At 69.5% G+C, this 22,968-nt stretch carries 22 protein-coding genes; 6 read left to right on the top strand and 16 right to left on the bottom strand.

The features are described from left to right. Position 1: 1 nt before the first annotated feature. Genes ON34_RS19920 through ON34_RS19895 form a run of 6 tightly spaced genes read right to left on the bottom strand, consistent with a single transcriptional unit; the run spans position 2 to position 5,855 of the window. A complete protein-coding gene (locus ON34_RS19920; protein ID WP_051022888.1) occupies positions 2 to 1,255 on the bottom strand; it encodes an FAD-dependent oxidoreductase in 1,254 nt (417 codons plus the stop codon). Continuing rightward, positions 1,243 to 2,169 carry an MBL fold metallo-hydrolase gene (locus ON34_RS19915; RefSeq protein ID WP_051022899.1) on the bottom strand — a complete coding sequence of 309 codons (927 nt, stop codon included), beginning with the start codon at positions 2,167 to 2,169 and terminating at the stop codon, positions 1,243 to 1,245. The genes ON34_RS19920 and ON34_RS19915 overlap by 13 nt, the downstream gene beginning before the upstream one ends. Beyond that, positions 2,166 to 3,101 carry an aromatase/cyclase gene (locus tag ON34_RS19910; RefSeq protein WP_218003915.1) on the bottom strand — a complete coding sequence of 312 codons (936 nt, stop codon included), beginning with the start codon at positions 3,099 to 3,101 and terminating at the stop codon, positions 2,166 to 2,168. Before ON34_RS19910 ends, ON34_RS19915 begins: the two co-directional genes overlap by 4 nt. Further along, positions 3,098 to 3,355 (bottom strand): acyl carrier protein, encoded by a 258-nt coding sequence (locus tag ON34_RS19905; RefSeq protein ID WP_218003914.1) that lies wholly within the window; start codon positions 3,353 to 3,355, stop codon positions 3,098 to 3,100. Before ON34_RS19905 ends, ON34_RS19910 begins: the two co-directional genes overlap by 4 nt. After that, positions 3,352 to 4,590, bottom strand: a complete 1,239-nt coding sequence (locus tag ON34_RS19900) for a ketosynthase chain-length factor (protein ID WP_040781396.1) — start codon at positions 4,588 to 4,590, stop codon at positions 3,352 to 3,354. The genes ON34_RS19905 and ON34_RS19900 overlap by 4 nt, the downstream gene beginning before the upstream one ends. After that, on the bottom strand, positions 4,587 to 5,855 hold the full coding sequence (locus tag ON34_RS19895; protein WP_040781394.1) for a beta-ketoacyl-[acyl-carrier-protein] synthase family protein: 1,269 nt from the start codon (positions 5,853 to 5,855) through the stop codon (positions 4,587 to 4,589). The genes ON34_RS19900 and ON34_RS19895 overlap by 4 nt, the downstream gene beginning before the upstream one ends. A gap of 201 nt (positions 5,856 to 6,056) precedes the next feature. Here ON34_RS19895 and ON34_RS19890 point away from each other — a divergent pair, with 201 nt between their 5' ends. Both ON34_RS19890 and ON34_RS19885 read left to right on the top strand, forming a co-directional pair. Continuing rightward, a complete protein-coding gene (locus ON34_RS19890; RefSeq protein ID WP_040781390.1) occupies positions 6,057 to 7,745 on the top strand; it encodes an acetyl-CoA carboxylase carboxyl transferase subunit in 1,689 nt (562 codons plus the stop codon). Positions 7,746 to 7,756: 11 nt separating this feature from the next. Then, positions 7,757 to 9,106 (top strand): acetyl-CoA carboxylase biotin carboxylase subunit, encoded by a 1,350-nt coding sequence (locus ON34_RS19885; RefSeq protein ID WP_040781387.1) that lies wholly within the window; start codon positions 7,757 to 7,759, stop codon positions 9,104 to 9,106. Positions 9,107 to 9,140: 34 nt separating this feature from the next. Here the strand turns inward: ON34_RS19885 and ON34_RS19880 are convergent, their stop codons facing one another. The 3 genes from ON34_RS19880 to ON34_RS19870 all read right to left on the bottom strand — a co-directional run bounded on the left by ON34_RS19880 (position 9,141) and on the right by ON34_RS19870 (position 11,190). Further along, positions 9,141 to 10,010, bottom strand: a complete 870-nt coding sequence (locus ON34_RS19880; RefSeq protein ID WP_169333885.1) for an AfsR/SARP family transcriptional regulator — start codon at positions 10,008 to 10,010, stop codon at positions 9,141 to 9,143. A gap of 198 nt (positions 10,011 to 10,208) precedes the next feature. Further along, positions 10,209 to 10,865 carry a class I SAM-dependent methyltransferase gene (locus ON34_RS19875; RefSeq protein ID WP_040781384.1) on the bottom strand — a complete coding sequence of 219 codons (657 nt, stop codon included), beginning with the start codon at positions 10,863 to 10,865 and terminating at the stop codon, positions 10,209 to 10,211. Positions 10,866 to 10,947: 82 nt separating this feature from the next. Next, the gene (locus ON34_RS19870; protein WP_157172347.1) at positions 10,948 to 11,190 is read right to left on the bottom strand and encodes a hypothetical protein; all 243 of its coding nucleotides are present in this window, start codon (positions 11,188 to 11,190) and stop codon (positions 10,948 to 10,950) included. 522 nt (positions 11,191 to 11,712) lie between these two features. Between ON34_RS19870 and ON34_RS19865 the strand changes: the two genes are divergently transcribed. Both ON34_RS19865 and ON34_RS19860 read left to right on the top strand, forming a co-directional pair. Further along, the gene (locus tag ON34_RS19865) at positions 11,713 to 12,543 is read left to right on the top strand and encodes a mycofactocin-coupled SDR family oxidoreductase (protein WP_040781379.1); all 831 of its coding nucleotides are present in this window, start codon (positions 11,713 to 11,715) and stop codon (positions 12,541 to 12,543) included. Between the two features lie 109 nt (positions 12,544 to 12,652). Beyond that, positions 12,653 to 13,042, top strand: a complete 390-nt coding sequence (locus ON34_RS19860; protein WP_083889570.1) for an STAS domain-containing protein — start codon at positions 12,653 to 12,655, stop codon at positions 13,040 to 13,042. A gap of 220 nt (positions 13,043 to 13,262) precedes the next feature. Here ON34_RS19860 and ON34_RS19855 read toward each other — a convergent pair whose 3' ends face one another. Continuing rightward, a complete protein-coding gene (locus ON34_RS19855; RefSeq protein ID WP_040781376.1) occupies positions 13,263 to 14,327 on the bottom strand; it encodes a DoxX family protein in 1,065 nt (354 codons plus the stop codon). Positions 14,328 to 14,526: 199 nt separating this feature from the next. Between ON34_RS19855 and ON34_RS33675 the strand changes: the two genes are divergently transcribed. After that, on the top strand, positions 14,527 to 14,811 hold the full coding sequence (locus tag ON34_RS33675) for a hypothetical protein (RefSeq protein ID WP_157172346.1): 285 nt from the start codon (positions 14,527 to 14,529) through the stop codon (positions 14,809 to 14,811). Between the two features lie 7 nt (positions 14,812 to 14,818). Here ON34_RS33675 and ON34_RS19850 read toward each other — a convergent pair whose 3' ends face one another. The 5 genes from ON34_RS19850 to ON34_RS19830 form a co-directional block, all read right to left on the bottom strand. Then, entirely contained in the window at positions 14,819 to 15,673 is an 855-nt protein-coding gene (locus ON34_RS19850; RefSeq protein WP_157172345.1) for an alpha/beta fold hydrolase, read from the bottom strand. A 145-nt stretch (positions 15,674 to 15,818) separates the two neighbouring features. After that, a complete protein-coding gene (casG, locus tag ON34_RS19845; protein ID WP_040781373.1) occupies positions 15,819 to 17,468 on the bottom strand; it encodes a steroid-24-oyl-CoA synthetase in 1,650 nt (549 codons plus the stop codon). Between the two features lie 37 nt (positions 17,469 to 17,505). Continuing rightward, positions 17,506 to 18,552: an NAD(P)-dependent alcohol dehydrogenase gene (locus ON34_RS19840; RefSeq protein ID WP_040781371.1), complete on the bottom strand. Its 1,047-nt coding sequence runs from the start codon at positions 18,550 to 18,552 to the stop codon at positions 17,506 to 17,508. Further along, entirely contained in the window at positions 18,552 to 19,709 is a 1,158-nt protein-coding gene (locus tag ON34_RS19835; protein WP_040781368.1) for an EstA family serine hydrolase, read from the bottom strand. The genes ON34_RS19840 and ON34_RS19835 overlap by 1 nt, the downstream gene beginning before the upstream one ends. 7 nt (positions 19,710 to 19,716) lie before the next feature. Further along, positions 19,717 to 21,084: a flavin-containing monooxygenase gene (locus ON34_RS19830; RefSeq protein WP_040781367.1), complete on the bottom strand. Its 1,368-nt coding sequence runs from the start codon at positions 21,082 to 21,084 to the stop codon at positions 19,717 to 19,719. A 226-nt stretch (positions 21,085 to 21,310) separates the two neighbouring features. Between ON34_RS19830 and ON34_RS19825 the strand changes: the two genes are divergently transcribed. After that, positions 21,311 to 21,922: a TetR/AcrR family transcriptional regulator gene (locus ON34_RS19825; protein WP_040781520.1), complete on the top strand. Its 612-nt coding sequence runs from the start codon at positions 21,311 to 21,313 to the stop codon at positions 21,920 to 21,922. Positions 21,923 to 21,944: 22 nt separating this feature from the next. Here the strand turns inward: ON34_RS19825 and ON34_RS19820 are convergent, their stop codons facing one another. Next, entirely contained in the window at positions 21,945 to 22,682 is a 738-nt protein-coding gene (locus ON34_RS19820) for a hypothetical protein (RefSeq protein WP_040781364.1), read from the bottom strand. Positions 22,683 to 22,968: the final 286 nt, after the last annotated feature.

Here is a 22,968-nt window from a genome sequence, read left to right as displayed (position 1 = left end):
ATCAGTTCTCCCTGGAGTTCGTGAGGGCTGTGACGGTTCCGGTTGCCGGAGGGACGGGCTCGGGCCGGATGCCGAGTCCGATCACCCGGGCCACCAGGCGGGGCAGGCGGGGGAAACGCCGGAGCAGACGGACGAGCAGCGGTTTGTCGGTGCCGGGGCGACCGGCGCTGGGGTAGAGATCGGACAGCAGGTGCAGTTGCGCGAACTGCACGACGCGCATGGGGAGTTCGCGGCGGCGCTGGATGGTTCGCAGCGCGGCCGTAGTCGGGGTGGCGCCCGTAGTGAGGATCGGCGCCAGCAGCCGGGCGGCGGCGATGGCGTCCTGCACTGCGAGGTTGATCCCGACGCCACCCGCCGGAGACATCGCGTGCGCCGCGTCCCCGATCGCGATCAGTCCGGGGCGGTACCAGCGGCGCAGCCGATCCACCCGGACGTCGAGCGGTTTCACGTCGTCCCAGTCCCGGATCTCGGCGTCCAAGTGCGGCGCGAGTACGGGATAGATGGCGGCGAGATCCGCGCGGAACCGCGCCAGCCCCGCCTCCCGGATCGTCGCGAAGCCGCCCTTCGGGATCATGTACGCGACCTGGAGATAGTCTCCGCGGTCGATGCAGACGATGAAGAACCCTTTTCCGCTGCGGACCGTGGGCAGGCGTTCACCCTCCGGTTTGCTCACCCGAAACCACAGCACGTCCATCGGTGCCGCGCTGGCGGCCACCTCCAGCAGACCCGACCGGCGCACGATCGAGTGGCGTCCGTCGGCGGCGATCACGAGATCAGCGGTGACCTCGAGCGATCCGTCGGGGGTCTCGCCACGGATCCCGACCACCACGCCGTCGCGCTGGATCACCTCCGTGACCTCCGCCTGCTGCACCAACCGGAACCCGGGGTAGCGGCGGCCCGCCTCGGCCAGGAAGTTCAATACGTCCCACTGCGGCATGAACGCCACGAACGGGAAACGCCCCGGCAGCGCGCTGAAGTCGGCGAACACCACCGGACCGGTCGCGGTCGCCATCGGCAGCTGCGGCGCCTCGACGTGTGGCAGCGCGAGAAACTCCTCGGCCAAGCCGAGTTCGTCCATCGCCAGCAGCGTCGAGGTGTGCACGGTGTCGCCCCGGAAATCGCGCAGGAAGTCCGGATGCTTCTCCAGTACGAGCACGTCCACGCCGGAACGGGCCAGCAGCAGACCCGTCATCAGTCCGGCGGGTCCGCCGCCGATCACGCAGACCCGTACCGACTCGGTTCTCACGCCAGGCATGCCGGTACCTTCCCGCCGTTGTAGAGCACCATCTCGTCGAAGATGGACAGCACGTCCAGCGGTTCGCCGAGCGGGCCGCCGGACAGTTCGGCGTCCGCCCGGTACAGGTTGCCGACCAGCCGTTCCTGGTCGACCAGCTCGGCGAACTCGCCGTGCTCGGCCTCCAGCGCGATAGCCAGCGGCGTCAAACCCAGCGTGCGTCCCTCCGCCGCCAGATCCTGCACCCATCGCAGATACCGCAATGTCTGCTCGAAGATCTCCGGGCCGGTCACCGGACCATGCCCGGCGACGACCGTCTCGGCGCCGAGCTCGACCAGCCGCCGCACCGCGGCGATCGACCCGCTGACCGACCCCATCAGGCAGAACGGCGCCGCGCCCGACATCACCAAGTCCCCGGCGAACAGGACGCGCTGCTCGGGCAGCCAGGCCACCACGTCGTTGGTGGTGTGCGCGGCGGGACCGAGATGGATGAGCTCGACCCGCCGTTCGCCCACGTGCAGCGTCAGGTTGTCGCTGAATGTGATGCCCGGCAACGTGACTCGCACGTCACCCCAGTCCACGTCCGGCCACAGCTTCGTCAGCGCCAGACCGGTTTCGACCATCTCCGGCCGGATCCGGTCGTGGCCGATGACGACGGCGGTCGGCCCGAACAGGTGGTTGCCGAAATTGTGGTCACCGTGGTGGTGGGTGTTCACCACCGTGCGGGCCGGGCCCGCGCCCAGCCCGTCGACGAACTCGACCAAGGCGCGGGTGCGTCCTTCGGTCGCCAGCGTGTCGATCACCACCGCGCCGTCCGGGCCGACCAGCACACCGGCGTTGCTCACACACCAGCCGCCGCGGCTGTGGGTGTAGGCGTAGACGCCGTCGGCGATCTCGGTTGCGGTGGGCGCCGCGGAGGTTTCGGTCGCCGTCATGTCGGTGACTTCGTCTCGGCGTAGCGCACCGCGCACAGCAGCGTATTGCGGCTGTTGGTGGACAACGCTTCGGTCAGATAGGCGCGGGCGTCGGCGAGATCGGTGTCAGCGCCGAGTATTTCGCGGGCGGCGTCGGGGTTGATCGCGACGGTGTGGCGTGCGGTGACCACCGCGCCGTCCGGTCCCTCCGTGAACTCCCACGCGCCGCTGTGCCCGAAGAGCATCGCCGGTGGCAGCAGCTGCTTGTAGTCGATCCGCTCACCGGGGAAGCACACCCGCACCGACTTGGTGGTGTGCGGGATGCCGCCCGCGGTGACCGTGTCCATCTCCATCAGCTGCACACCGTCGTCGTCCTCGGTGAGCTCGATCCGGCTGACGTGCGGGACGTGCTCGGGCCACCGCTCGCTGTGATAGACGAAGTCGTACACCTCGGCGGCCGAGCAGTGCAGCGTCACCGTGTCTTCGAAGCTGTGGACGACCTCCTCGACCGGGTGGCCCAGCTCCGCGATGCGTGCCAGCGCCGCGAGCTCGGTCTCGCTGTTGCGGTCGACCGCCGCGGCGATCTGCTCGGGGTCGGCGCCGTCCACCACCGTGAAGTGGTGATCCAGCGTGACTTTCGTCGTGCCGGGGCCGACCTCGCGGAACGACCAGGCGCCGCCCATGGACGCGATCGGCGCCTGGCTGCGCTCCTGCTCGAAGGCGATGCGGCGCTGCTCGGCGTCCAGCACGCGCCGCGATGTCCAGTTCTTCACCGCCCCGTTGACGGTGGCCCACAGCCGGAACCGCTCCTCGTCCTGGCCGCGGTGCAGGTGGCGCACCAGCACGCTGGGCGCGAAGATCACCGGCCAGCGGGTCACGTCGGCGACCAGGTCGTAGACGACCTCCGGCGCGGCCTGCACCACCTTCGAGTGGCTCATCACCCGCTGGTTCACGATGCCACGCCTTGCAGTTGGGCGTTCACGATGTCGACCAGCTCCTGCGGCGTCTTGACCTCGACGAGCTGCTCTTCCGGGATCGTCACGCCGAAGTCGCGCTGGATCCGCGCCGCGGTCTCGATGAGCGCGAGCGAGTCGTAGCCCAGTTCCTCGAATTCCACGGCGGCGATGTCGCCGTCGAGTTCGGCGAGGTCCTCGCCGCCGGCGCATTCCACGAGAATGCGGCGTAGTTCGGTGATGGTCATGGTCATGATTCGCTCCCGGGAAGTACTCGATCGGACACGGCACGCACGACGACCGCGGAGTTGAAACCCCAGCGCCCGCGGGCGAGGACGAGCGCGCCGCCGACGGTGGCGGAGCGCGGGGCGCCGAGAACCAGGTCGATCCGGTAGTCCTCGGCGAGCGTGGTGGTGTACGCGGTCGGCGGGATCACCGAATCGCGCACCGACAGCAGCGCGGTGACGATGTCGAGCGGGCCACCGCCGGAGAACAGTCGTCCGGTCAGGGGTTTCGACGCGGTGACCGGAACGCCGCCGGGCCCGAAGATCGCCTCGATGGCCGCGGCCTCGTCGCGGTCGCGATCCGGGATGCCGGACGCGTCGGCGAACACCACATCGATGTCGCCGGGTGTCATTCCGGCGTCGGCCAGGGCGAGTTCGGCGGCCCGGCGCAGACCCGACGGCCGCCCCGAACCGGGTGGCGGATCGAAAGTCGAGGCGTATCCGGCGATTTCGCCGTGCACCTTGGGCACGCCGCGGGCCCGCGCCGCGGCGGCGTCCTCGACGACCAGCATCGCGCCGCCCTCGCCGGGCACGTACCCGGCGGCGCCGATGTCGAACGGCAGGTACGCGCGCTCGGGATCGGTGGACGTGCTGACCGAACCGCTGGCCAGATGCGACGCCCAACCCCACGGGTCCAGCGCCGAATCGACACCGCCGGTGACCACCAGCGGCGTGCCGCGCCGCACGGTGCGCCTGGCGTGCCCGATCGCGTCCAGCCCGCCCGCCTGCTCGGCGACCAGCGCGCTGCTCGGCCCGCGCATGCCGTGCCGGATCGAGATCTGGCCGGTGTTGACCGCGTAGAACCAGGCGAACGATTCGTACACGCTGACATGCTCGGAGCCCAGCGACCACAGCTTGTTGAACTCGCGGTGGGTGAATTCGAATCCGCCGGAGGCGTTTCCGGTCACCACACCCATGTCGTAGTCGGTCATCGTCGCGGTGTCGACCTTGGCGTCGTCCAGCGCCCACTGCGCGGCGACCAAGGCCATCCGGGTCGAGACATCGGTCTGCGGCAGCAGCCTGCTCGGCAGATGATCGGCCGCGTCGAAATCGGCCACCTGCCCGGCGAGGCGCGCCGCCGAGCGGCTGGCGTCGAACCGGGTGAGCGGGGCGATCCCGCCGCGCCCGGACAGCACGGCATCCCAGAAGCGCTCCACGCCCATGCCGTTCGGCGCGAGCACCCCCATTCCGGTCACGAGGATCATGCCGCCACCGCCTCCGCCTTGCGCAGCACCATCGCGCTCTGGAATCCGCCGAACCCGCTGCCCACGGTGAGCACCGTGTCCATCCGGTGGTCGCGGGCGACCAAGGGCACGTAGTCGAGATCGCATTCCGGGTCCGGCTCGTGCAGGTTGGCCGTCGGCGGCACCACCTGGTACTCCAGCGCCAGCAGCGACGCGGCGATCTCGACCGAGCCGATCGCGCCGAGCGAGTGCCCGACCATCGACTTGATCGAGCTCATCGGCGTGGCGTAGGCGTGCGCGCCGAGACTGCGCTTCACCGCCGCGGTTTCGTGCCGGTCGTTCTGCCTGGTCCCGGAGCCGTGCGCGTTGATGTAGTGCACGGCGGTCGGGTCGATCCTGGATTCGTCCAGCGCGACCCGGATCGCCTCGGCCATCTCCCGGCCGTCGGCCTTCAGTCCGGTCATGTGATAGGCGTTGCACCTGGTCGCGTACCCGGAGATCTCGGCGTAGATGTGCGCGCCGCGCTTGCGGGCGCTCTCGTACTCCTCGAGCACGAACATCGCGGCGCCTTCGGCGAGCACGAAACCGTTGCGGGAGTTGTCGAACGGCCGGGAGGCGACTTCCGCCTCGTCGTTGCGCGGCGTGGTCGCCTTGATCGCGTCGAAGCAGGCCACCACGATCGGGGTGATCGGAGTGTCCGACGCGCCCGCCAGCATGACGTCGGCGGAGCCTTCGCGGATCAGCTGCACCGCGTGGCCGACCGAGTCCAGTCCCGACGTGCAGCCGTTGGAGACCATCGCCACGGGCCCCTCGGCGCCCACGCTCCAGGCCACTTCCGCGGGCATCACGCTGGGCACCATGTAGTCGAACATGTGCGGCGAGAGATACGACTCGTCGACCAGCCAGTTCTTTCCGGAGTCCGACAGCACCAGGTATTCGCGCTCCAGGCTGGTGGCCGCGGCCACCGCACTGCCGAGACTCACGCCGAGCCGGTACGGATCGACCGTCGCGAGGTCGAGGCCGCTGTCGGCCACCGCCTCCCGCGCGCAGACCACGGCGAACTGCACCGCACGGTCCATGCGCCGGATCTCCCTGGGCGACAATCCCTCCCGCACGGGGTCGAAATCCGCCTCGCCCGCGACCTGGGACCGGTACGGTGAGGCGTCGAAGAACGAAATCCGGCGCGTCGCGGTGCGGCCTTCGGACAGCAGCTTCCAGAACTCGTCCTTGCCCGACCCACCGGGCGCGCGGACGCCGAGTCCGGTGACGACAACGCGGCGGCTCATCGCGCACCACCGGATGCGTGGGTGTTCATGGCGTTATCTCCCTTCGATCGTGCGACCAAGCATCGGGGCCGGTCCTCGAACCTCGCTCGAGCCGAGGAGTCGAGTTGTTCTTTAGCGGGAGGGCGCAGGCTGTCGCTGTGATCGCCCGGCCGGCGCTGTCCGGACCGATCACCCGTTCCCCGAGCACAGGAGACACGCGTGATGAAGTCAGCACACGGCATCGACGGCGCCGCGGACTGGGTCCTCTGCCCGGCCTGCCTGATCCCGCTGTACGGCAAGCGATTCGCCCGCGACCTCGGTGTCTGCGGCGAATGCGGCAGGCACACGCCGATCACCGCCGAGCAGCGCGTCACCCAACTCGCCGACGAGGGCCGGTTCGAGCCGCTGCCCGGCACCGCGACCGACGACGACCCGCTGAGCTTCACCGACACCAAGCCCTACCGCGAGCGGCTGGCCGCCGCGCGCGCCCGCACCGGCATGCACGACGCGGTCCTGTGCGCGCGGGCGACGATCGAAGGTCAGCCGGTGGTGATCGCCGCGATGGATTTCCGTTTCCTCGGCGGCAGCCTGGGCACCGCGGTCGGCGAGATGATCACCGCCGCAGCGGAAACGGCTCTGGCCCAGCGTATTCCGCTGCTCATCGTCACGGCCTCGGGCGGCGCGCGGATGCAGGAGGGCCCACTGTCGCTGATGCAGATGGCCAAGACCAGCGCGGCGCTGGAACAGCTGGACCGCGCGGGCATCCTGACCGTCACCCTGGTCACCGACCCGACCTACGGCGGCGTGGCGGCGTCCTTCGCCACCCTCACCGACGTGCTCATCGCCGAGCCGGGCGCGCGCCTTGGCTTCGCCGGGCGGCGGGTGATCGAGCAGACCATTCGCCAGGAGTTGCCGCCGAAGTTCCAGACCGCCGAATTCCTGCTGGAACGCGGGCTCATCGACATGATCGTGCCGCGCGCTGGCCTGCGCCAAGCGCTCGGCGGTCTGCTGCGGGTCGCGGCGCCGGTGGATCCGACCGAGAGCTTCGTCGCCGCGGACGCGGGCGTCATCACCGATCCGGACCGCCTCGCCGAGAACGATCCCTGGACCCAGGTTCGCCGGGCGCGCGACCCGCAGCGGCCGACCGCGCTGGACTACTTCGCGCTGGCCTTCGACGAGTTCCGTGAGCTGCGCGGCGACCGGATCTCGGGCGACTGCCCCGCGGTGGTCGGCGGAACGGCCTGGCTGGGCACGCAACCGGTGATCGTCATCGGGCACCAGAAGGGGCACGAGCCGAAAGAGCTGATGGAACGCAACTTCGGCATGCCGACACCCGCGGGGTATCGCAAGGCCGCGCGGCTGATGCGGTTGGCCGAGAAGCTCGGGCTGCCCGTCATCACCCTGATCGACACGCCCGGCGCCTATCCCGGCGCGACCGCCGAGGAGCAGGGGCAGGCGATCGTCATCGCGGAGAACATCCGGCTGATGTCCGCGCTGCGGGTTCCGGTGATCAGCGTGGTCATCGGCGAAGGCGGCAGCGGGGGAGCGCTGGCGCTCGGCGTCGCCAACCGGGTGCTGATGTTCGCGAACGGGACCTACTCGGTGATCAGTCCCGAGGGTTGCGCGGCGATCGTTTGGAACGATCCGGCCGCGGCGCCGAAGGCGGCCGCGGCGCTCGCGCTGACCGCACGGGATCTCCTGCGGCTCGGTGTGGTCGACGGTGTGCTGCCGGAGCCGGGTGACGACGTCGGTACCGCCCCCGTGGCCGCGGCCGACCAGCTGTATCGCGCACTGGCCGCGACGCTCGGCGAGCTGGTCGGACGCAGCGGCGTGGAGCTGGCCGACGAGCGGCGCGCCCGGTTCCGGCGGTTCGGTGCGCGGCCGCAGGTGCTGGTCCGCTCGGTGGCATAGGAGGCCGGACCATGTTCGAGAAGATTCTGATCGCCAATCGCGGCGAGATCGCGCTGCGTGTCGCGCGCACGTGCCGTGAACTGGGTGTGCGCACCGTCGCGGTGCACTCGGTCGCCGACGCCGACTCGGCGGTGGTGCGATTCGCCGACGAGGCGGTGCAGATCGGTCCGCCCGCGGCCAAACGCAGCTACCTGAACGCCGCGGCCGTGTTGGCCGCCGCCGAGCTCACCGGGGCGGACGCGATCCATCCCGGTTATGGATTCCTTTCCGAGTCACCGGATTTCGCGGACGCCTGCCGCGCGGCGGGTGTCACGCTGATCGGCCCGCCCGCCGACGTGATGGCCGAACTCGGTGACAAGCAGTCCGCACGCACGCTGATGGCGAAGGCGGGACTGCCGCTGCTGCCCGGCAGCCTCGATCCGCTCGAACTCGACGAGGCGCACGCGCTGGCGGACTCGATCGGATACCCGGTGATCATCAAGGCCGCCGCGGGCGGCGGCGGGCGGGGCATGCAGGTGGTGCACGACAGCGCCGCGTTCCCGCGGGCCTACCAGGAGACCAGGGCGACCGCGCGGATGCTGTTCGGCGACAGCCGGGTGTACCTGGAGAAGTACCTCGCCGCGGCCAGGCACGTCGAGATCCAGGTGCTGTGCGACGGCCACGGCAACGGAATACACCTCGGCGAGCGGGACTGCTCGGTGCAGCGCAGGCATCAGAAATTGATCGAGGAATCCCCGGCGCCGCTGCTGCCGGACGGCCTTGCCGAGCGGATGGGCAAATCCGCGGTAGACGGTGTGCTCGAGGCGGGCTATGTCGGTGCCGGAACCGTGGAATTTCTGGTCGATCGGGACGGTAATTACTATTTTATGGAGGTGAACTGCCGAATTCAGGTCGAACATCCGGTCACCGAAATGGTGACGGGCATCGATTTGATCGCCGAACAGATCCGAATCGCGTCCGGGCAACCGCTCGGCATCACTCAGGCGGATATGGTCCTGCGCGGTGCGGCAATTGAGTGCCGGATAAATGCCGAAGATCCCTCCTCCGAATTCGCTCCCGCTCCGGGAGTGCTGGCCGAATTCACTCCGCCCGGCGGTCCTTTCGTCCGTGTCGACACCCACGCGCACGCCGGTTATCCGATACCGCCGCATTACGATTCGCTGCTTGCCAAACTGGTGGTCTGGGCGCCGGATCGCGACCGGGCGCTCGCGCGGATGCGGCGGGCGCTGGAGGAGTTCCGGATCTCCGGCGCCCGCGTGGCGACGACGCGGGACTTTCTGCGTGAGGTGCTCGACCACCCGGCCATGCGCGCGGCGACGCACACGACCGGGCTGGTGGACGAGCTGCTCGGGCGGAGGTGAGGTGGGGCGGCGGTGCCCCGGGAGACTGCCGCGGTCAGGCGGTCTCGGCGGAGGCGGTGCTGAACTCGGGGGAGTGCCACCCGATCAGGTAGCCGGCGTGGCGGCTGTTCAGCATCGCGCTCACCGAGACGTCGGAGGCGGCCAGGATGTCCCGGTGCAGCTTCTGCAGCTTCTGGCACGGGTCGAGGCCCAGCTCCCGCTGCATCGACCGGCTGAACTGCTGGTAGGAGGCCAAGGCGCGGGCGCGCTGGCCGGACCGGCACAGGGCGAACATGTAGTAGGCCTGCAACCGCTCGTGCAGCGGGTGCTGCATGGTCAGCCGCGCCAGGTCGGGGCACACCTCGCGGTGCCTGCCCAGGCGCAGCTCCGCCTCCACCCGCAGCTCGATGTTGGCCAGGCGCAGGTGGTCCAGGTGCGATATCTCCGCGGCGAGCGGGATGCCGCCCTCCACGTCGACCAGCGCCGGACCGCTCCACAGCGCCTCCGCCGCGCTGAACAGATCCACCGCGCGCTGGTCGTCGCCGGTCTTGGCGGCACACCGGGCCGCCGCGGACATGGACTGATAGTCGCGCAGATCGAAAACGCAATCCTTCACATCGAACGAATAGCCCTTGCTGCGGGTACGGAGAAAACGTTCGGCCACCTCCGCCTGTCCTATACCGAGCTGTTCGGCCATCTTCTTCCGAATTCCCAGCACATAGGTCTGCACGACCGTGACCGCGCTGCGCGGCGGATCGTCGTTCCATAATTCTTCGATCAGCGTGGTCACCGGGACAACGGTGTCATGCCTGACCAGGAGTAAAGCCAGCAACTGCCGCTGCTTCTGCGCGGTCGGCGTTGCGTTGTGATTGTTGAGAGCGAGCGTCAATGGACCTAACACGCGAGCGCACACTGGATACTTCATCGGGAGCTCTCCTACGGGCGACATTCCCCCCGACCGACGTGAGATTCTCAATTCCCACCGCGCTGTAGGTATGGTCAACGATATCGAGAGACCCGTATCGAAGCGATGAAAACTGGGTTATATCGGAGTTAATTCGGCGCGGTCATTCGTTGAATTTCCCTCTGCCGCAAGGAGATTCGCGTGCGATTTGCGGAACCGTCAGCGACGGCGAATTCGCAGGATGTTGTCTTTTCTGGTGCCCGGTTGTCCCTCCGGCCCGGCTTGTTCCCGCTCGACGACTTCCTCGACCTCCACCTGCCATTCGGCGGGGTCCAACGCCAGTCCGGCGCGCACCTCGGCGGTGGTCGGAAAGGCCACGTCGAAGGGCGGCTCCACCACCCAACTCGGCCAATCCGCGTGCCCGACGATCAACAGCAGCCCGCCCGGCGCCACCGCATCGGCCGCGCGGCGCAGAATGCTCGTCCGTTCACCGTCCCGAGCGGCTGGTGAGTGGAGGTACTGCGCCGTGACGAGATCGAAGCGCCCGGGCGGGAAGCTCTCCGCGAGATCGTGCCGCTGCCAATCGATCCGATCCGACAACCCTTGCCGCCGCGCCTCGGCCCGCGCGCGGCCGAGCGCGGTCTCCGAGACGTCGACGGCGGTGACTTGCCAGCCCCGCTCGGCCAGCCAGATCGCGTCGGCGCCCTCGGCGCAACCCAGATCCAGCGCCGAACCCGGTGCGATCGCTTCGATCTCCCGCACGAGCAGGACGTTCGGCCGTCCCGACCAGACCCGCTCGCGCTCGGAGTAGAAGGTCTCCCAGTACTCGACCGTCGTCGGTGTCGGGCCGTCCGCATGGTGGTGTGTGGATTTCATGGAACCCACGATCCACCGGATGGCCGATAAGCGGCAAATATAGTTGCCGCTTTGGCAACCGACATCGGCGGCCGGGTCCTCCTCAGTCCTCGAGCGGGTCGCGCGGGAGCATGCCCTCGGCGGCGCGCAGGCGCCCGGTCATGGTGGTCAGCAAATCGATGGAGTCGTCGGAAAGGCCGACAGCCGTATGGATCAGCCTGCGTAGCCGCTGGCTGGCGATCCGGTCGGCCACCGCGCAATCGTGCTCGGTCGGGAAGTCGTGCTCGGGCGATGTGACGCCGAGCTGTCGGTCGAGATTCACGCCAAGGTACTCACAATCGGTCATCGAGCTCCAGGAACCATGGTGGATGCGCTGGACCGCGCCCCGGAACGACACGCCAGGCACGGTCGTCCCGGGGCGCAGCGTACTCGCACTCACCTCGTCACTGGGCCGGGTCGGAGGGGTTGCACGTGCTGTCCCCGCCGCAGTCGGGTCGGTTCACCCGTGCCCTGGCCGTGCCCGCTCCGGAGTGGGGACGATACGCATTGTTCCACTGCGCCTATGGATTTCGACGCACCGCCCCTGCCGATGCCGTGCGGTCCGGTGATCGGGCCCGGACCGATGGTGGACGGCGCATCCCGTTTCAGGTACCCATTCGTGGGAATTCGCCGGTATCGGAGCCGCGATTTTCCGCGTACCGCCGGTGCTGGTGTCCGCCCGAGAGCGATGTCGAGGTGCGAAGGGGAACCGCAGACGCGTCCCCGGCTCGATCGCCGCGGCGCAGACCGAAAATCGGCCGCCGCCCGCGCCCGCGCGTGACACGATGGGTGGCGGCCGAAGCAGGCATCGACTGATGAGGGGCCCGACATGGGGAATCTCGACGGCAGGGTGGCGGTGATCACCGGGGGCGCCCGCGGACAAGGCCGCGCGCATGCGCTGGCGCTCGCCGGCGCGGGTGCCGACATCGTGGTGTGCGATATCGCCGCACCGGTGCCCGGCCTGCCCTACGCGCTGAGCACCCCAGACGATCTCGCCGAGACCGCGGAGCTGGTCGCGCGGACCGGCCGCCGCTGTATCGCCGTGCGGGCCGACGTCCGCAGCCTCGAGCAGATGTGCTCGGTGGCCGAGCGCGCAATCGAGGAATTCGATCGCATCGACATTTTGATCGCCAACGCGGGCATCGCGTCCAACTCGCCCATCGCCGAGATGGACGAGCAGATGTGGCGGGACATGATCGACACCAACCTGACCGGGGTATTCCACAGCTTCCGAGCGGTGGTGCCGCACATGATCGAGCGCCGCTGGGGCCGCGTCATCGCCACCTCTTCCATCGTGGCCAAGATGGGCGTGCGCAACGCCGGGCACTACGCGGCCACCAAGTGGGGCGTGCTCGGCCTGGTGAAATCGCTGTCGCTGGAGGTGGCCTCCTACGGCATCACGGTGAACGCGCTGCTGCCCTCCGGCGTGGACACCGACATGATCCAGAACCCCGCCACCTGGCGGCTCATGGTGCCGGACAAGGAGAACCCCACCAAGGAGGACTGGATGGCGATCATCGAATCCGGCCCGCCGAACGCGGATCTGATCCAGCCCGCCGAAGTGGCCGAGGCCGTGCTGCTGCTGGTCTCCGAGCACGGCCGCCACTTCAATGGTGAAGCGGTGACGATTTCGTGCGGAGGCAGTGCGAACACGTCATGACCCGCGCCGCCGCGTCCATCCGCGGCGTGCCTGTACAGACCCATCGCGCAGTGCTTCACTGGAAACACATGGTCTGTGCAGTGCCCAGCGTCCGGCCAGGAGTCAGTGCATGTCCCGTCACATCGAACGGACTGACCCGCTTCGGTTTTCGGTGTGCCGCCCGCGCCGCGACGTGACGCTGCTGATGGTGGTCGGGGAGATCGATCTCGCGACCGCGCCCCGGCTGCGCGCCGAGCTGACCCGCGGATCACTCTGCCGCACAAGGACCCTCGTGCTCGACCTGTCGCCGGTCACGTTCCTCGCGGCGGCGGGCCTGACCGTCCTGGTCGAGGCGCAAGCCGAAGCCGCGCGAGCACGTCGCCGCATCGTCCTGATCACCGAGGTGCGCTCGGTGGACCGGGCCATCGAGATCACCGGCCTCGCCGCGGGATTCCATCGCGTCGGTTCGCTGGACGCCGCGCTGGCCGATATCGCGCCCGGCTACGACGAAACCGCCTGATGGGCGTCTTCGGCGGGAGAGGTAGGCCGACGCAGCTGAGGCAGCCGCGAGAGTGCCGTCGGCGAGGAGCCGCCCAGCGCCCGCCCGTGCGAGAGTGCGACCAGCCGTCGTCGCGGGGAGTCTGCGAAGGCCGACGCAGCCGCAGAACCGGCACGGACGGAGGGAGCCCAAAGTCCGCGCCGGGCCGTACGAGGCCCGGCGCGGCCGTCAAGGTGCGGCGTCAGCGGCGTTGTGCTTCGAGCTTCTCGCGTGCGGCGTGCGCGGCGCGGGCTCCACGCTCCCGTGCCAGGTGGGCGGTGTGCGCCCCGCGTTCCCTGGCGCCCTCCGCGATCTCGGGCCCGCGGTGCTTGGCGAGCTCGGCCAGCTCGGCTCCACGTTCCTTGGCGAGCTCGGCCCACTCCGCGCTGCGCTGCTTGGCCAGTTCGGCGAGGTGACCTCCGCGTTTCTTGGCGAGTTCGGCCCAGTCGGCGCTGCGCTCTTTGGCGACTTCCGCCCAGTCCGCGCCGCGCTCTTTGGCGAGCTCGGCCCAGTCCGCGCCGTATTCTTTGGCGAGTTCGGCCCAGTCGGCTCCCCTCTCTCGGGCGATCTCCGCCCATTCGGCGCCGTGCAGCTTCGCGGATTCGGCGAGATCGCTGCCGTGTTCCTTGGCGGCCTCCGCCCACTCGGGCCCGTGCCGCTGTGCTGTCTCGGCCAGCTCGGCGCTTTTGCTCGCGGCGACGGTCCCGAGCACTCGCGCCCGTTCCGCGGCCTCATGCGCCGTCTTGCGCAATGCGGCTCCGGTCGTGCCGTTCGAGGTCGCCCCGAACGGAAGCGCGGCCGATACCGTGGCGGCCGCGTCGCGGGCGGCCCGGCGTCCGCGCCAGCCCAGGGACGGTTTGCCCTCGGTGTCGGCCGCGGCGATCATCAGGCCGCCGAGCAGCCCGAGATCCTTCAGGAACGCGGTACGCTTCGCCGACTTGCGCGCGGGATCCTGCTCGTTCCAGAAATCCTGCTCGGTGATGGTCGCGGGCACGACGGTCGCGGCCAGTACCAAGGCGGCCAGGCGCGGCGCCTTCCCGAGCGCCAGCAGCACGCCGCCGCCCACCTGGGCGAACGCGTTGATCTGCACTACGGTTGCCGGATCAGAAGGCAATTTTCCAGCAATCTCGTCGGGAAGCTGCCGCCGCCCCCGTTCCACCAGTTGGTTCGCGGCCTTGACCCGCTCGTCCGGGCGCCGCAGCGTATCGACTCCATCGACGACGAACGCGGTGGCCAATAGAGGCCGGGCGAGTCGGCGCAACAACATGACAAATCCCCTTCTCTCGATGCCGTTACCGACCGCATTCCCGCGCGTCGGGTGACCAAACACGCCCGGCCGCCACCCTGTGAACGCCGCCTCACCCGGATAACAGCAACTCCACGGCGGCCGATTATCGAGACGGGGGCCGTGCCTGGACCGGGCCGGTTCTTCCGCATTCCACTTGCTCTGCCGGAAGGTATCCGCTGTGCGAACAGCTGCCTCTACAACGACTTTCGAAGCCATCGTCGCTGGGCTGCCCGCCGCGCCGATGTGCACGTTCCGCTTCGACGGCGCGCGGTGTCGTCATCGCGCGGAATGGTTGATCCGTAAACGGTCCTGCTGCCACACCGCGGGCGTCGACTTCCTCTGCGAGACCTGTCATGCCCGCATCAACTGGATGCTCGACCTCGGCATGACTTTCGAATGCACCGGTTGCGGCGTGCGCTCCACGGGTTTCGCCGAGCTGTGCCCGACCGCGGCTCCGCTCTGAGCGCGGCTCAGCGGTTCGCTTCCTCCCGGACGGCCGTCGTGCCGGTCGCCGCGAGAAAACCGCTGATGATGCCGGTGACCCGATCCGGGTCTTCCACCATGGGAAGGTGACCGCAGTCGGGCAGCTCCACCGCGGTGTGCGGGCGCAGCGCGCGGTCGAGGCGCTTGCCCGCCTCGGCCGAGAGGATGCGATTGCGCCGACCCCAGATCGTGCAGATCGGCGGGAAGCCGACGGGCGGATCGAAGGAGTCCAACGCGCGGTAGGCCGGGAAGTCCTGGACCAAGCCGTGCAACGCGGTCAGCCTGCCTCGATCGGACCAGTGCGCCCGCACTCGCGGCTCGTACTGGAGTTTCCGGCCGCGGCCACGCGGGCCGAGCTGATTCGCGACGATCAGCGAGACCGCCCATTCGGGCAGGCCGATCCGGCGAGCCACCGGAGCCAGCGGCACCCGCGCGTCCACCCAGGCCAGCCCCGCCGACTGTCCCGAACTGACGGTGTCCCAGGTCAGCGGATTGATCAGGACGAGGGCGCGCACCCCGGCCGGATGGTCCACGGTGTAGCGCAGCGAGGTGGCGCTGCCGAGGCAATTGGCGATCAGCACCACGTCGGTGAGCCGGTGAGCGGTCAGGAACGCCGCGAGCATGTCCACATAGTCGATGAGCCGATAGCCTGCCGCGGGCTGCTCGGATCGCCCGTATCCGGGAAGGTCGAGCGCGAACACCTCGTGCTCGCGTCGCAGCGCCGCGACCTGGTCGTCCCAGATGCGGCGTTGCGCACCGGCATTGTGCAGGAACACGATAGGAGAGCCGCCGCCAGCGCGGTCGAAGACCACGGCCCTGCCTCGATGCTCGAAAACGTCCACGCTGACTCCCTGCGAGCGGCCCGGCGAGCGAATCGCCGGGTCTGTCGCGATTTTACGTGGCCGTACCCGGCCGAGCGGGCGCTCAGGGCACACCGGACGCTGGCCTGCACGCGCCGGTGCGGGCGCTTGTTTCGCACCGGGGATTTCACACGGTGAGACCAGAGCGCACCACTTTGCCGGTCGCGTTGCGGGGGAGCGCGGTCGTGGTGAGCCGCCAGCGCGCGGGCACCTTGTAGTAGGCGAGCCGTTCGGCGGTGAACGCGCGCAGCTCGTCTTCGGTTGTCGCGCTGTCGCTTTCGACCACGACCAGGGCGGCGACCTGCTGTCCGAGGTCGGCGTCCGGCACGCCGACGACCGCGCACTCGCGCACCGCGGGATGTTGCTCGAGGCACTGCTCGATCTCGGTGGGATAGACGTTCTCCCCGCCGCGCAGGATGAGATCCGAACGGCGTCCGGACAGGCGCAGCCTGCCGTCTTCCAGGACGCCGATGTCCCCGGTGCGCAGCCAGCGGTCCGCCGTGATCGCCGCGGCGGTCGCCGCCTCGTCCTGCCAGTAACCGAGCATCACATACGGGCTGCGCACGCAGATCTCGCCTTCGGTGCCGTCGGGAACGGGGTTGCCCGAGCTGTCGCGAATCTCCAGCGCGACGCCGAGGACCGGGCGTCCCACGGTGTCGGGGAACGCGGCCAGCTCGGCCGGACCGGCCAGCGTCGCGGCGGTGCTGCACTCGGTGAGCCCGTAACTGGTCACCAGGGCGTTACGCGCCACGGGCAGCTGATCACGCAGTCTCTGTTGCAGTGCGGCCGAGGACGGCGCCGAGTTCAGCGACAACGCCGTCAGCGAGGACAGGTCGTAGTCGGCGAGGTCGAGTTCGAGCATCCTGGTGGCCATGGTCGGCATCGCGCCCCAATTGGTGATCCGTTCGGCCTCGATCAGGCGCAGCACCCGGTCGGCGTCGAACGACCCCTGGTGGATGACGGCCGCGTCCCCGGTGACCAGCCGGGGCACCACCAAGTTGTGCAGGCTGGCGATGTGGAACAGCGGCGAGGTGAGCAGGTAGCGCCGCCCGGTGGGCAGCTCGGTGGCTCCGGTCAACGCGGCGGCGAGCGCGTCGTTGAAGACGTGATAGTCGATGACCGCCACCAGGTTCCGATGCGAGTGCACCGCGCCCTTGGGTCGCCCGCTCGTGCCGCTGGTGTAGAGGATCACCGCGGGGTCGTCCTCGTCGACCTCCGCGTGCGGCAGGGCGTCGGACCGGAACTCGGCCAGCAGCGCGGGCACGTCGTGCTCCATGGTGAGCACCGGGACCCGGATGTCCAGCTCCGCCACCAGCGCCGCGCGCTTCGCGTCGACGACGAGCACGGTGGGGCTGGTGTGCTGAACGCCGTAGGCGATCTCGCGGGGCGCCCACCACGCGTTGTAGCCCACCGCGATCGCGCCGAGCGCCTGCGCGGCCCAGAACGCGACCACCCACTCGGGCGTGTTAGCCGCGAGAATGCCGACGCGATCGCCCTTGCCGACGCCGTATCGCTCGCGCAGGGCCGTGGCGAGTGCGGCGACGGCGTCGGCGTGCTCGGTGAAGGACATCCTGCGGTCCGCGGTCACCAGGTAGTCCCGGTCGCCGTGCTCGACCGAGGCGGCGAGCACCGCGCCGAGCGAGGACTTCCGGTGCCGGATCACCGGCATGGGCGCGCCGAGCACGTCTTCGACCACCATCTCGAAGCGGCCACCGGGACCGGTGAGCTGGGCCGCGGCCCGCGCCGCGAACGCCTGCGGATCGACTGGCTTCGTCATATCGGGTACTTCCTCGTCACTGCGCGGGATCGGTTCGTCACGGCTCGGGGACCAGGACCGCTCGGCCGGTGACCAGGCCCCGCTCCAGCCGGTCGAGGGCGTCGCGGCCCTCGGCCAAGGCGTAGCGCTCCACCTCCACCCGTAGCTTGCCCGAGGTGGCCAGTGCCACGGCATCGATCAAGTCGGATTTGGTGCCGCCGTAGGACTTTCGGACCGAGGCGCCCCACGGCCAGCCCGGCCCGCCTGCCGGTGCCGCCGTGATCTCCGGGGCGCCGCCGCCGAGGCCGATCATCCGGTAGGCCCCGTTGGGCGCCACCGACTCCACCGCGAGCCGCGCGGTCGCGTCCACGCCGACGAAGTCGAACACCGCGTCCGCGCCGCGGCCTTCGGTGCGGTCGAGGATTTCGCGCGCGGTGTCGGCGCTCGCCGTGAGTCCCTCGGCCGCACCGCACCGCGCGGCGAGTTCGAGCTTGTCGGCGTTCACGTCCACGGCCAGCACCCGGGTCGCCGTGGTCGCGGCGAGGATCTGCACCGCGACGTGACCGAGCCCGCCGACCCCGATGACCACCGCCACCGACCCCGGGCCGAGGTGCTCGCGAGCGCCGCGGATGGCGTGATAACTCGACAGGGCGGCGTCGGCCAGCGGCGCGGCCTGGAGGAAATCCAGGTCGCCGATCGGCACGAAGGAACTCGCGGGCACGCGGATGAACTCGGCCATGCCGCCGTCCGGCCCGAGCCCGGGGCAGGGCGGCATCGCGGTGCGTCCCGCGGCACGGCAGACGTTCTCGTTGCCGCCGACGCACTCCCGGCATACCCCGCACGACCAGCACAGATACACCACGCCGCGCTCGCAGGGTCGGCGGCCGCCGACCGCGCCGCCGATCGCCTCGATGGTGCCCGCGATCTCGTGGCCCAGTGTCAGCGGCTCCTCGCGCATCCGGAACGGGAGGTGCAGCACGTGCAGATCCGAATGGCAGATGCCCGCCGCGCCCACGCGCAGCAGCAGATCCGCCGGACCGATCTCCGGGACCGGTACCTCACGCAGTTCCAGCACACCCGGCTCGGTGAGCTGTAGTGCCCGCATCATCCGCGCACCGCCTCGAACGTCGCCCGTAGATAGGTGTCGGCGCGGTCCGAGCCGATCAGGCCGGGGGCCATCCGGTTCATCGTGTAGGCGAAGGTGAGCCGGTGGTCCAGATCGTTGACCACCATCGCGCCGCCGTACCCGGCCCACCAGCACACTCGCCCGTCGGGCACTTCCGGGACCGTCTGCTGTTGCGGCAGGCCGTAGCCGATGCCGAACCGCAGCGGCACCAGCAGCGCGAGATCCACCCCGTCGGACTGCTGCTGGAAGATCAGATCGATCGTCTCCTCCGACAACAGTCTCCGGCCGTCGAGCTCGCCGCCGCAGGAGACCAGCGATTGCACGCGCGCCACCGAGCGCGCGTTGCCGTGCCCGTTCACCGCGCCGATCTCGGCTTGCCGCCACGCCGCGCTCGCCGTCTCCGCGATGTCGAGCAGCGGACTGGTGAGCGTCTTGACCAGGACGCTGTCCTGGTCCAGCGCGGCCAGGTCGAATTCCGGCACCGCCGGGGGAATCAGGGTGGCGATCCGCGCGTGGTGCTCGGGCGCGGTGCCGATGTGGAAGTCGGCCCCCAGCGGTCCGGCGAGTTCGTCGGCGAAGAACTCGCCCAGCGAGCGTCCGGTGACCCGGCGGATCACCGCGCCGATCAGATGGCCGTAGTTCAGCGCGTGGTACCCCGACGCGGTGCCCGGCTCCCACCACGGCGGCTGGCTGGCGAGCCGGGCGGCGGACGCCTCCGCGTCGTAGATGTCGGTCAGCGCGATCGGCGGCTGCCAACCCGAGACACCGGAGGTGTGGGCGAGCAGATGACGAATCTCGATGGCGCCCTTGCCGTTCGCCGCGAACTCCGGCCAGTACTCGGCCACCTTCGCATGCACGTCCAGTTCGCCGCGCTCGACCAGCAGCAGTGCGCACAGCGCGGTCATGGTCTTCGTGAGGGAGAAGACGTTGACCAGGGTGTCGCCGGTCCACGGTGTGCCGCGCTCGGGGTCGCGGTAGCCGCCCCACAGGTCGACGACGGGTTCACCGTCGACCGTGACGCAGATCGACGCGCCGAGTTCGTCGCCGGACCCGAGCCGGTGCTCCAGTTCCGTGCGCACCCGTGCGAATCGCTCGGCGCAGAACCCCGAGGCGGTGGTGCCTGTCGTAGTGGTCATCGCGGCCTCACACGTGCTGTGGCGCTCGGGCCGGAACCGGCAGCGAATTGCCCGCGGCCGCGGCCCTTTTCGCGCCTCGCGCCAGTTCCCGCTGCATATCCCGCACATACGGTTCGAACTCGATCTGGATGGTGTGCCGGGGTGAGTCGTAGTAGCGACCGGTCCTGGCCGACTCCGCGGAGCGGATGGCCGCCCGCATCTCGTCCGCCGTCGGCGGGTGGTAGCGGCCGGTGAGATAGGCGGCGACGAACTTGCTCTGCTGCTCGGCGAAGTTCACCAGCGTCGGTAGCGGCTGGGCCAGGCCGAGGAAGAACAGATTGTCGATGCCCGGCTTCATCATCTGCTTGAACAGCGGGAAACGGTTCTCGCTGTCGGGCAGCAAGTCCGGATCGGAGAAGAACGGGAAGGAGATGCGATAGCCAGTGGCGCAGACGATCACGTCCACCTCCTCGGCGCTGCCGTCGGCGAAGCGCGCCCGCGGCCCCTCCAGCGCGGTGATCGCGGGTTTGAAGACGATGTCGCCGCACCCGGCGCGGTGCAGGAACTCCTCGCTGGCCGACGGATGCGCCTCGAACGGCAGATGGTCGGGCTTGGGCAGACCGTAGTCCTCCATGTTGCCCCGGAACTTCCGGACGAAGCGCTGCTTGAGTTTGAGCCCCACCGCGGGCGGGATCCACCGCGGCATCGAGCGTTTGTCGCCGACTTTGCCGTTGACGTACTTCGGCAGCACCCAGACCCCGCGGCGGGCGGAGACATACAGTTTTTCGGCCAGGAAGCGCTGGGACAGTTCGGAGGCGATGTCCAGGCCGGAATTGCCCATACCGACCACCACGACGCGCTTGCCGCGCATGTCCACGGGGTCGAACGGGTCGTTGTAGGCGTGGCTGTGCAAGAGCGTTCCATCGAATTCGCCGGGGTAGTCCGGGATTCGAGGGTCCCAGTGATGACCGTTGCAGACGATCAACGCGTCGTAGTCTCTGGCTTGTCCGTCGGCCGTGGTGATCAGCCAGCGGCCGTCCTCGCCGCGCTCCGCGCCGGTGACCTTGGTGTTGAACACGATTCGGTCGCGAATGCCGAAATGGTCGACGTAGTCGCGGAAGTACTGGAACAGCTGGGAATGATGCGGGAAGTCCGGCCACTCGTCGGGCGCCGGGTAGTCCTCGAATGCCAAGCGGAACTTGGACGTGTCGATGTGCAGGCTCTGGTAGCAGGCCGACATGCCGTTGGGGTTCTTGAAGTACCAGTTGCCGCCGACTTCGTCGGACGCCTCGAAGCAGTCGAATGGGATGCCGTGGTCCCGCAGGCGTTTGGCGGCGGTGATCCCGGACGGTCCCGCGCCGATCACGCAGACCCGGGGCAGTGCGGTTGACGTCATTCGCTGTCCTCGTGTTGGGCGGCACCGTGCGCGGCGCCGGGCCGAACCGTCCGGCGTCGGCGGGCGCCGGAGTGACGTAGGCAACAAGGTAACACTCGGTAGACTTGGTGTCTAGTGAGTGACGCGCTGTCTAGCGAAGGTGCTGATGCGGCGGGTCGGACTAGACTCGCTGAGCGGAAGTCGCACGTCAGCCCATGTTTTCCAGAACGCGAGGTACCTGTTCACCATGCGAACGAACGCGAACACCAGCCTGCGCGAGGAGCAGAAGCAGCAGACCAGGGCCAGGCTGATCGAGGCCGCCAAGGAGCTGTTCGCCGCCCGCGGCTACGCGGCCGTGCGGGTGGACGACATCGCGGCGGCGGTCGGCTGCAGCCGCGCCACCTTCTATCTGCATTTCGCGGGAAAACTGGAGATCCTGCGGGCGATCGCCGAGCAGGGCACCGCGCCCAGCGCCCTGCACTTCTATCAGGATCTCGACCGGGTGCTGGAGACCGGTTCGCGCGCCGAATTCGTCGGTTGGGTGACGCGCGCGATCGAATGGTTCCACGAGTACAAGGACCTGCTGCCCGCCTGGGACGAGGCGACCGCGCTGGAGCCGGAGTTCCGCGAGATCGCCCGCAACGGCATCCTGGCGCTGCCCAACGCGATGACCGCCTACCTCGCCGCCTGGCCCGCCGACCGCAGGGACGAGGCGCGGTTGCGGGTGGAACTGCTTGTGGCGCAGTTGGAACGGTTCTTCACCCGGTGGGCGATGCAGGGCACCATCGAGGTCTCGGCGGAGCAGGCCGCCGAGGTGCTCACCGACATCTGGTTTCCCGCCCTCCGCGCGCCGGGCTGACTCGGGAATCCAGAATCGCGGCCTATTCGTCGGGCCGGTCGAAACCGCGCATGCACAGGGTGATTCCCCAGTTCGCCCGGCCGACCGCGTTCGCGCCGTCGGCGTCACGCGGACAGGCGCTTGCGTCCGCGGCGTGGGGCAGGACGGCGGTGATCCGGATGATCTTCTTGCCGACCCTGGCGCAGTCCACCTTTCGGGGCAGCTGCCAGTCGGCGACGTCATAGCAGACGCCCGCTTGCCAATCGGGCGTGAGACACAGGTGGACCTGCTCGCGCCCATCCCGATCGGTTCGCCGATGCTCCCGGTCGACGCGCGGATCGGTGCACGATCCGGTCTGGAGCACGCGGAAGTTGGCGGGCAGCGTGTCGCACCGTGCGGGGACGACGGTGGCGGGGATGCCTCCGGAGGCATGCGGCGCGGGAATCGCCACGCAGTCGCCGGGACGCGTCGCGGCCAGCGGATCGGGCGCTTCCGCAGCGGTGTCGTCGGTTGCCGCCGGGGCGATGAGGACCAGGCAGGCGATGCCGCCCAGCAGCGCCACGACACCCGCCGCCGCGCCGACCAGGAACGGAATGTCGCGCGCATTCGGTGTGCCATAGCGGTGTCCGGTGTCGAAAGACGGTTGCGGCGTTCGGTTCCCGGCGATCATCGCCAATACGATCACGCCCGCCGCGAGCACGGTGACGGTGACCGCGCCGAACAGTGGCCCGGTGTGTAGTGGTGCGGCGGCTAGCACCGCCGAATGCCGCGCATGGGTCATCTGGCCCCCCTGGTCGCCTCGTTCCAGTTACCGGTTCGGGGCGGGCCGCTGCGGGTCGCCGCCGGATTACCGGTGCTGGCAAACGGATTCGCCGGAATCAGATCATGCCGTCCACGCGGGTGTCAAAAGCGGGTCGCCGAACGCCGCGCCGTGGGCCACCGTGATGTAGCCAGAAGTTCGCTGTCCGGGCGGAGTTGGGTGCGACCGACTCGATTCGACGCCTGCCCCGCGAATCTGTCGGCATGGTGCGGCATCATCTGTGCACGCAGCCAACCACGAACATCGC

Source organism: Nocardia pneumoniae NBRC 100136 (assembly GCF_000308755.1).
GTDB classification, from domain to species: domain Bacteria; phylum Actinomycetota; class Actinomycetes; order Mycobacteriales; family Mycobacteriaceae; genus Nocardia; species Nocardia pneumoniae.
The sequence above is the reverse complement of the archived record's forward strand: the minus strand, read 5'-3'. Positions and strand labels throughout refer to the sequence as shown.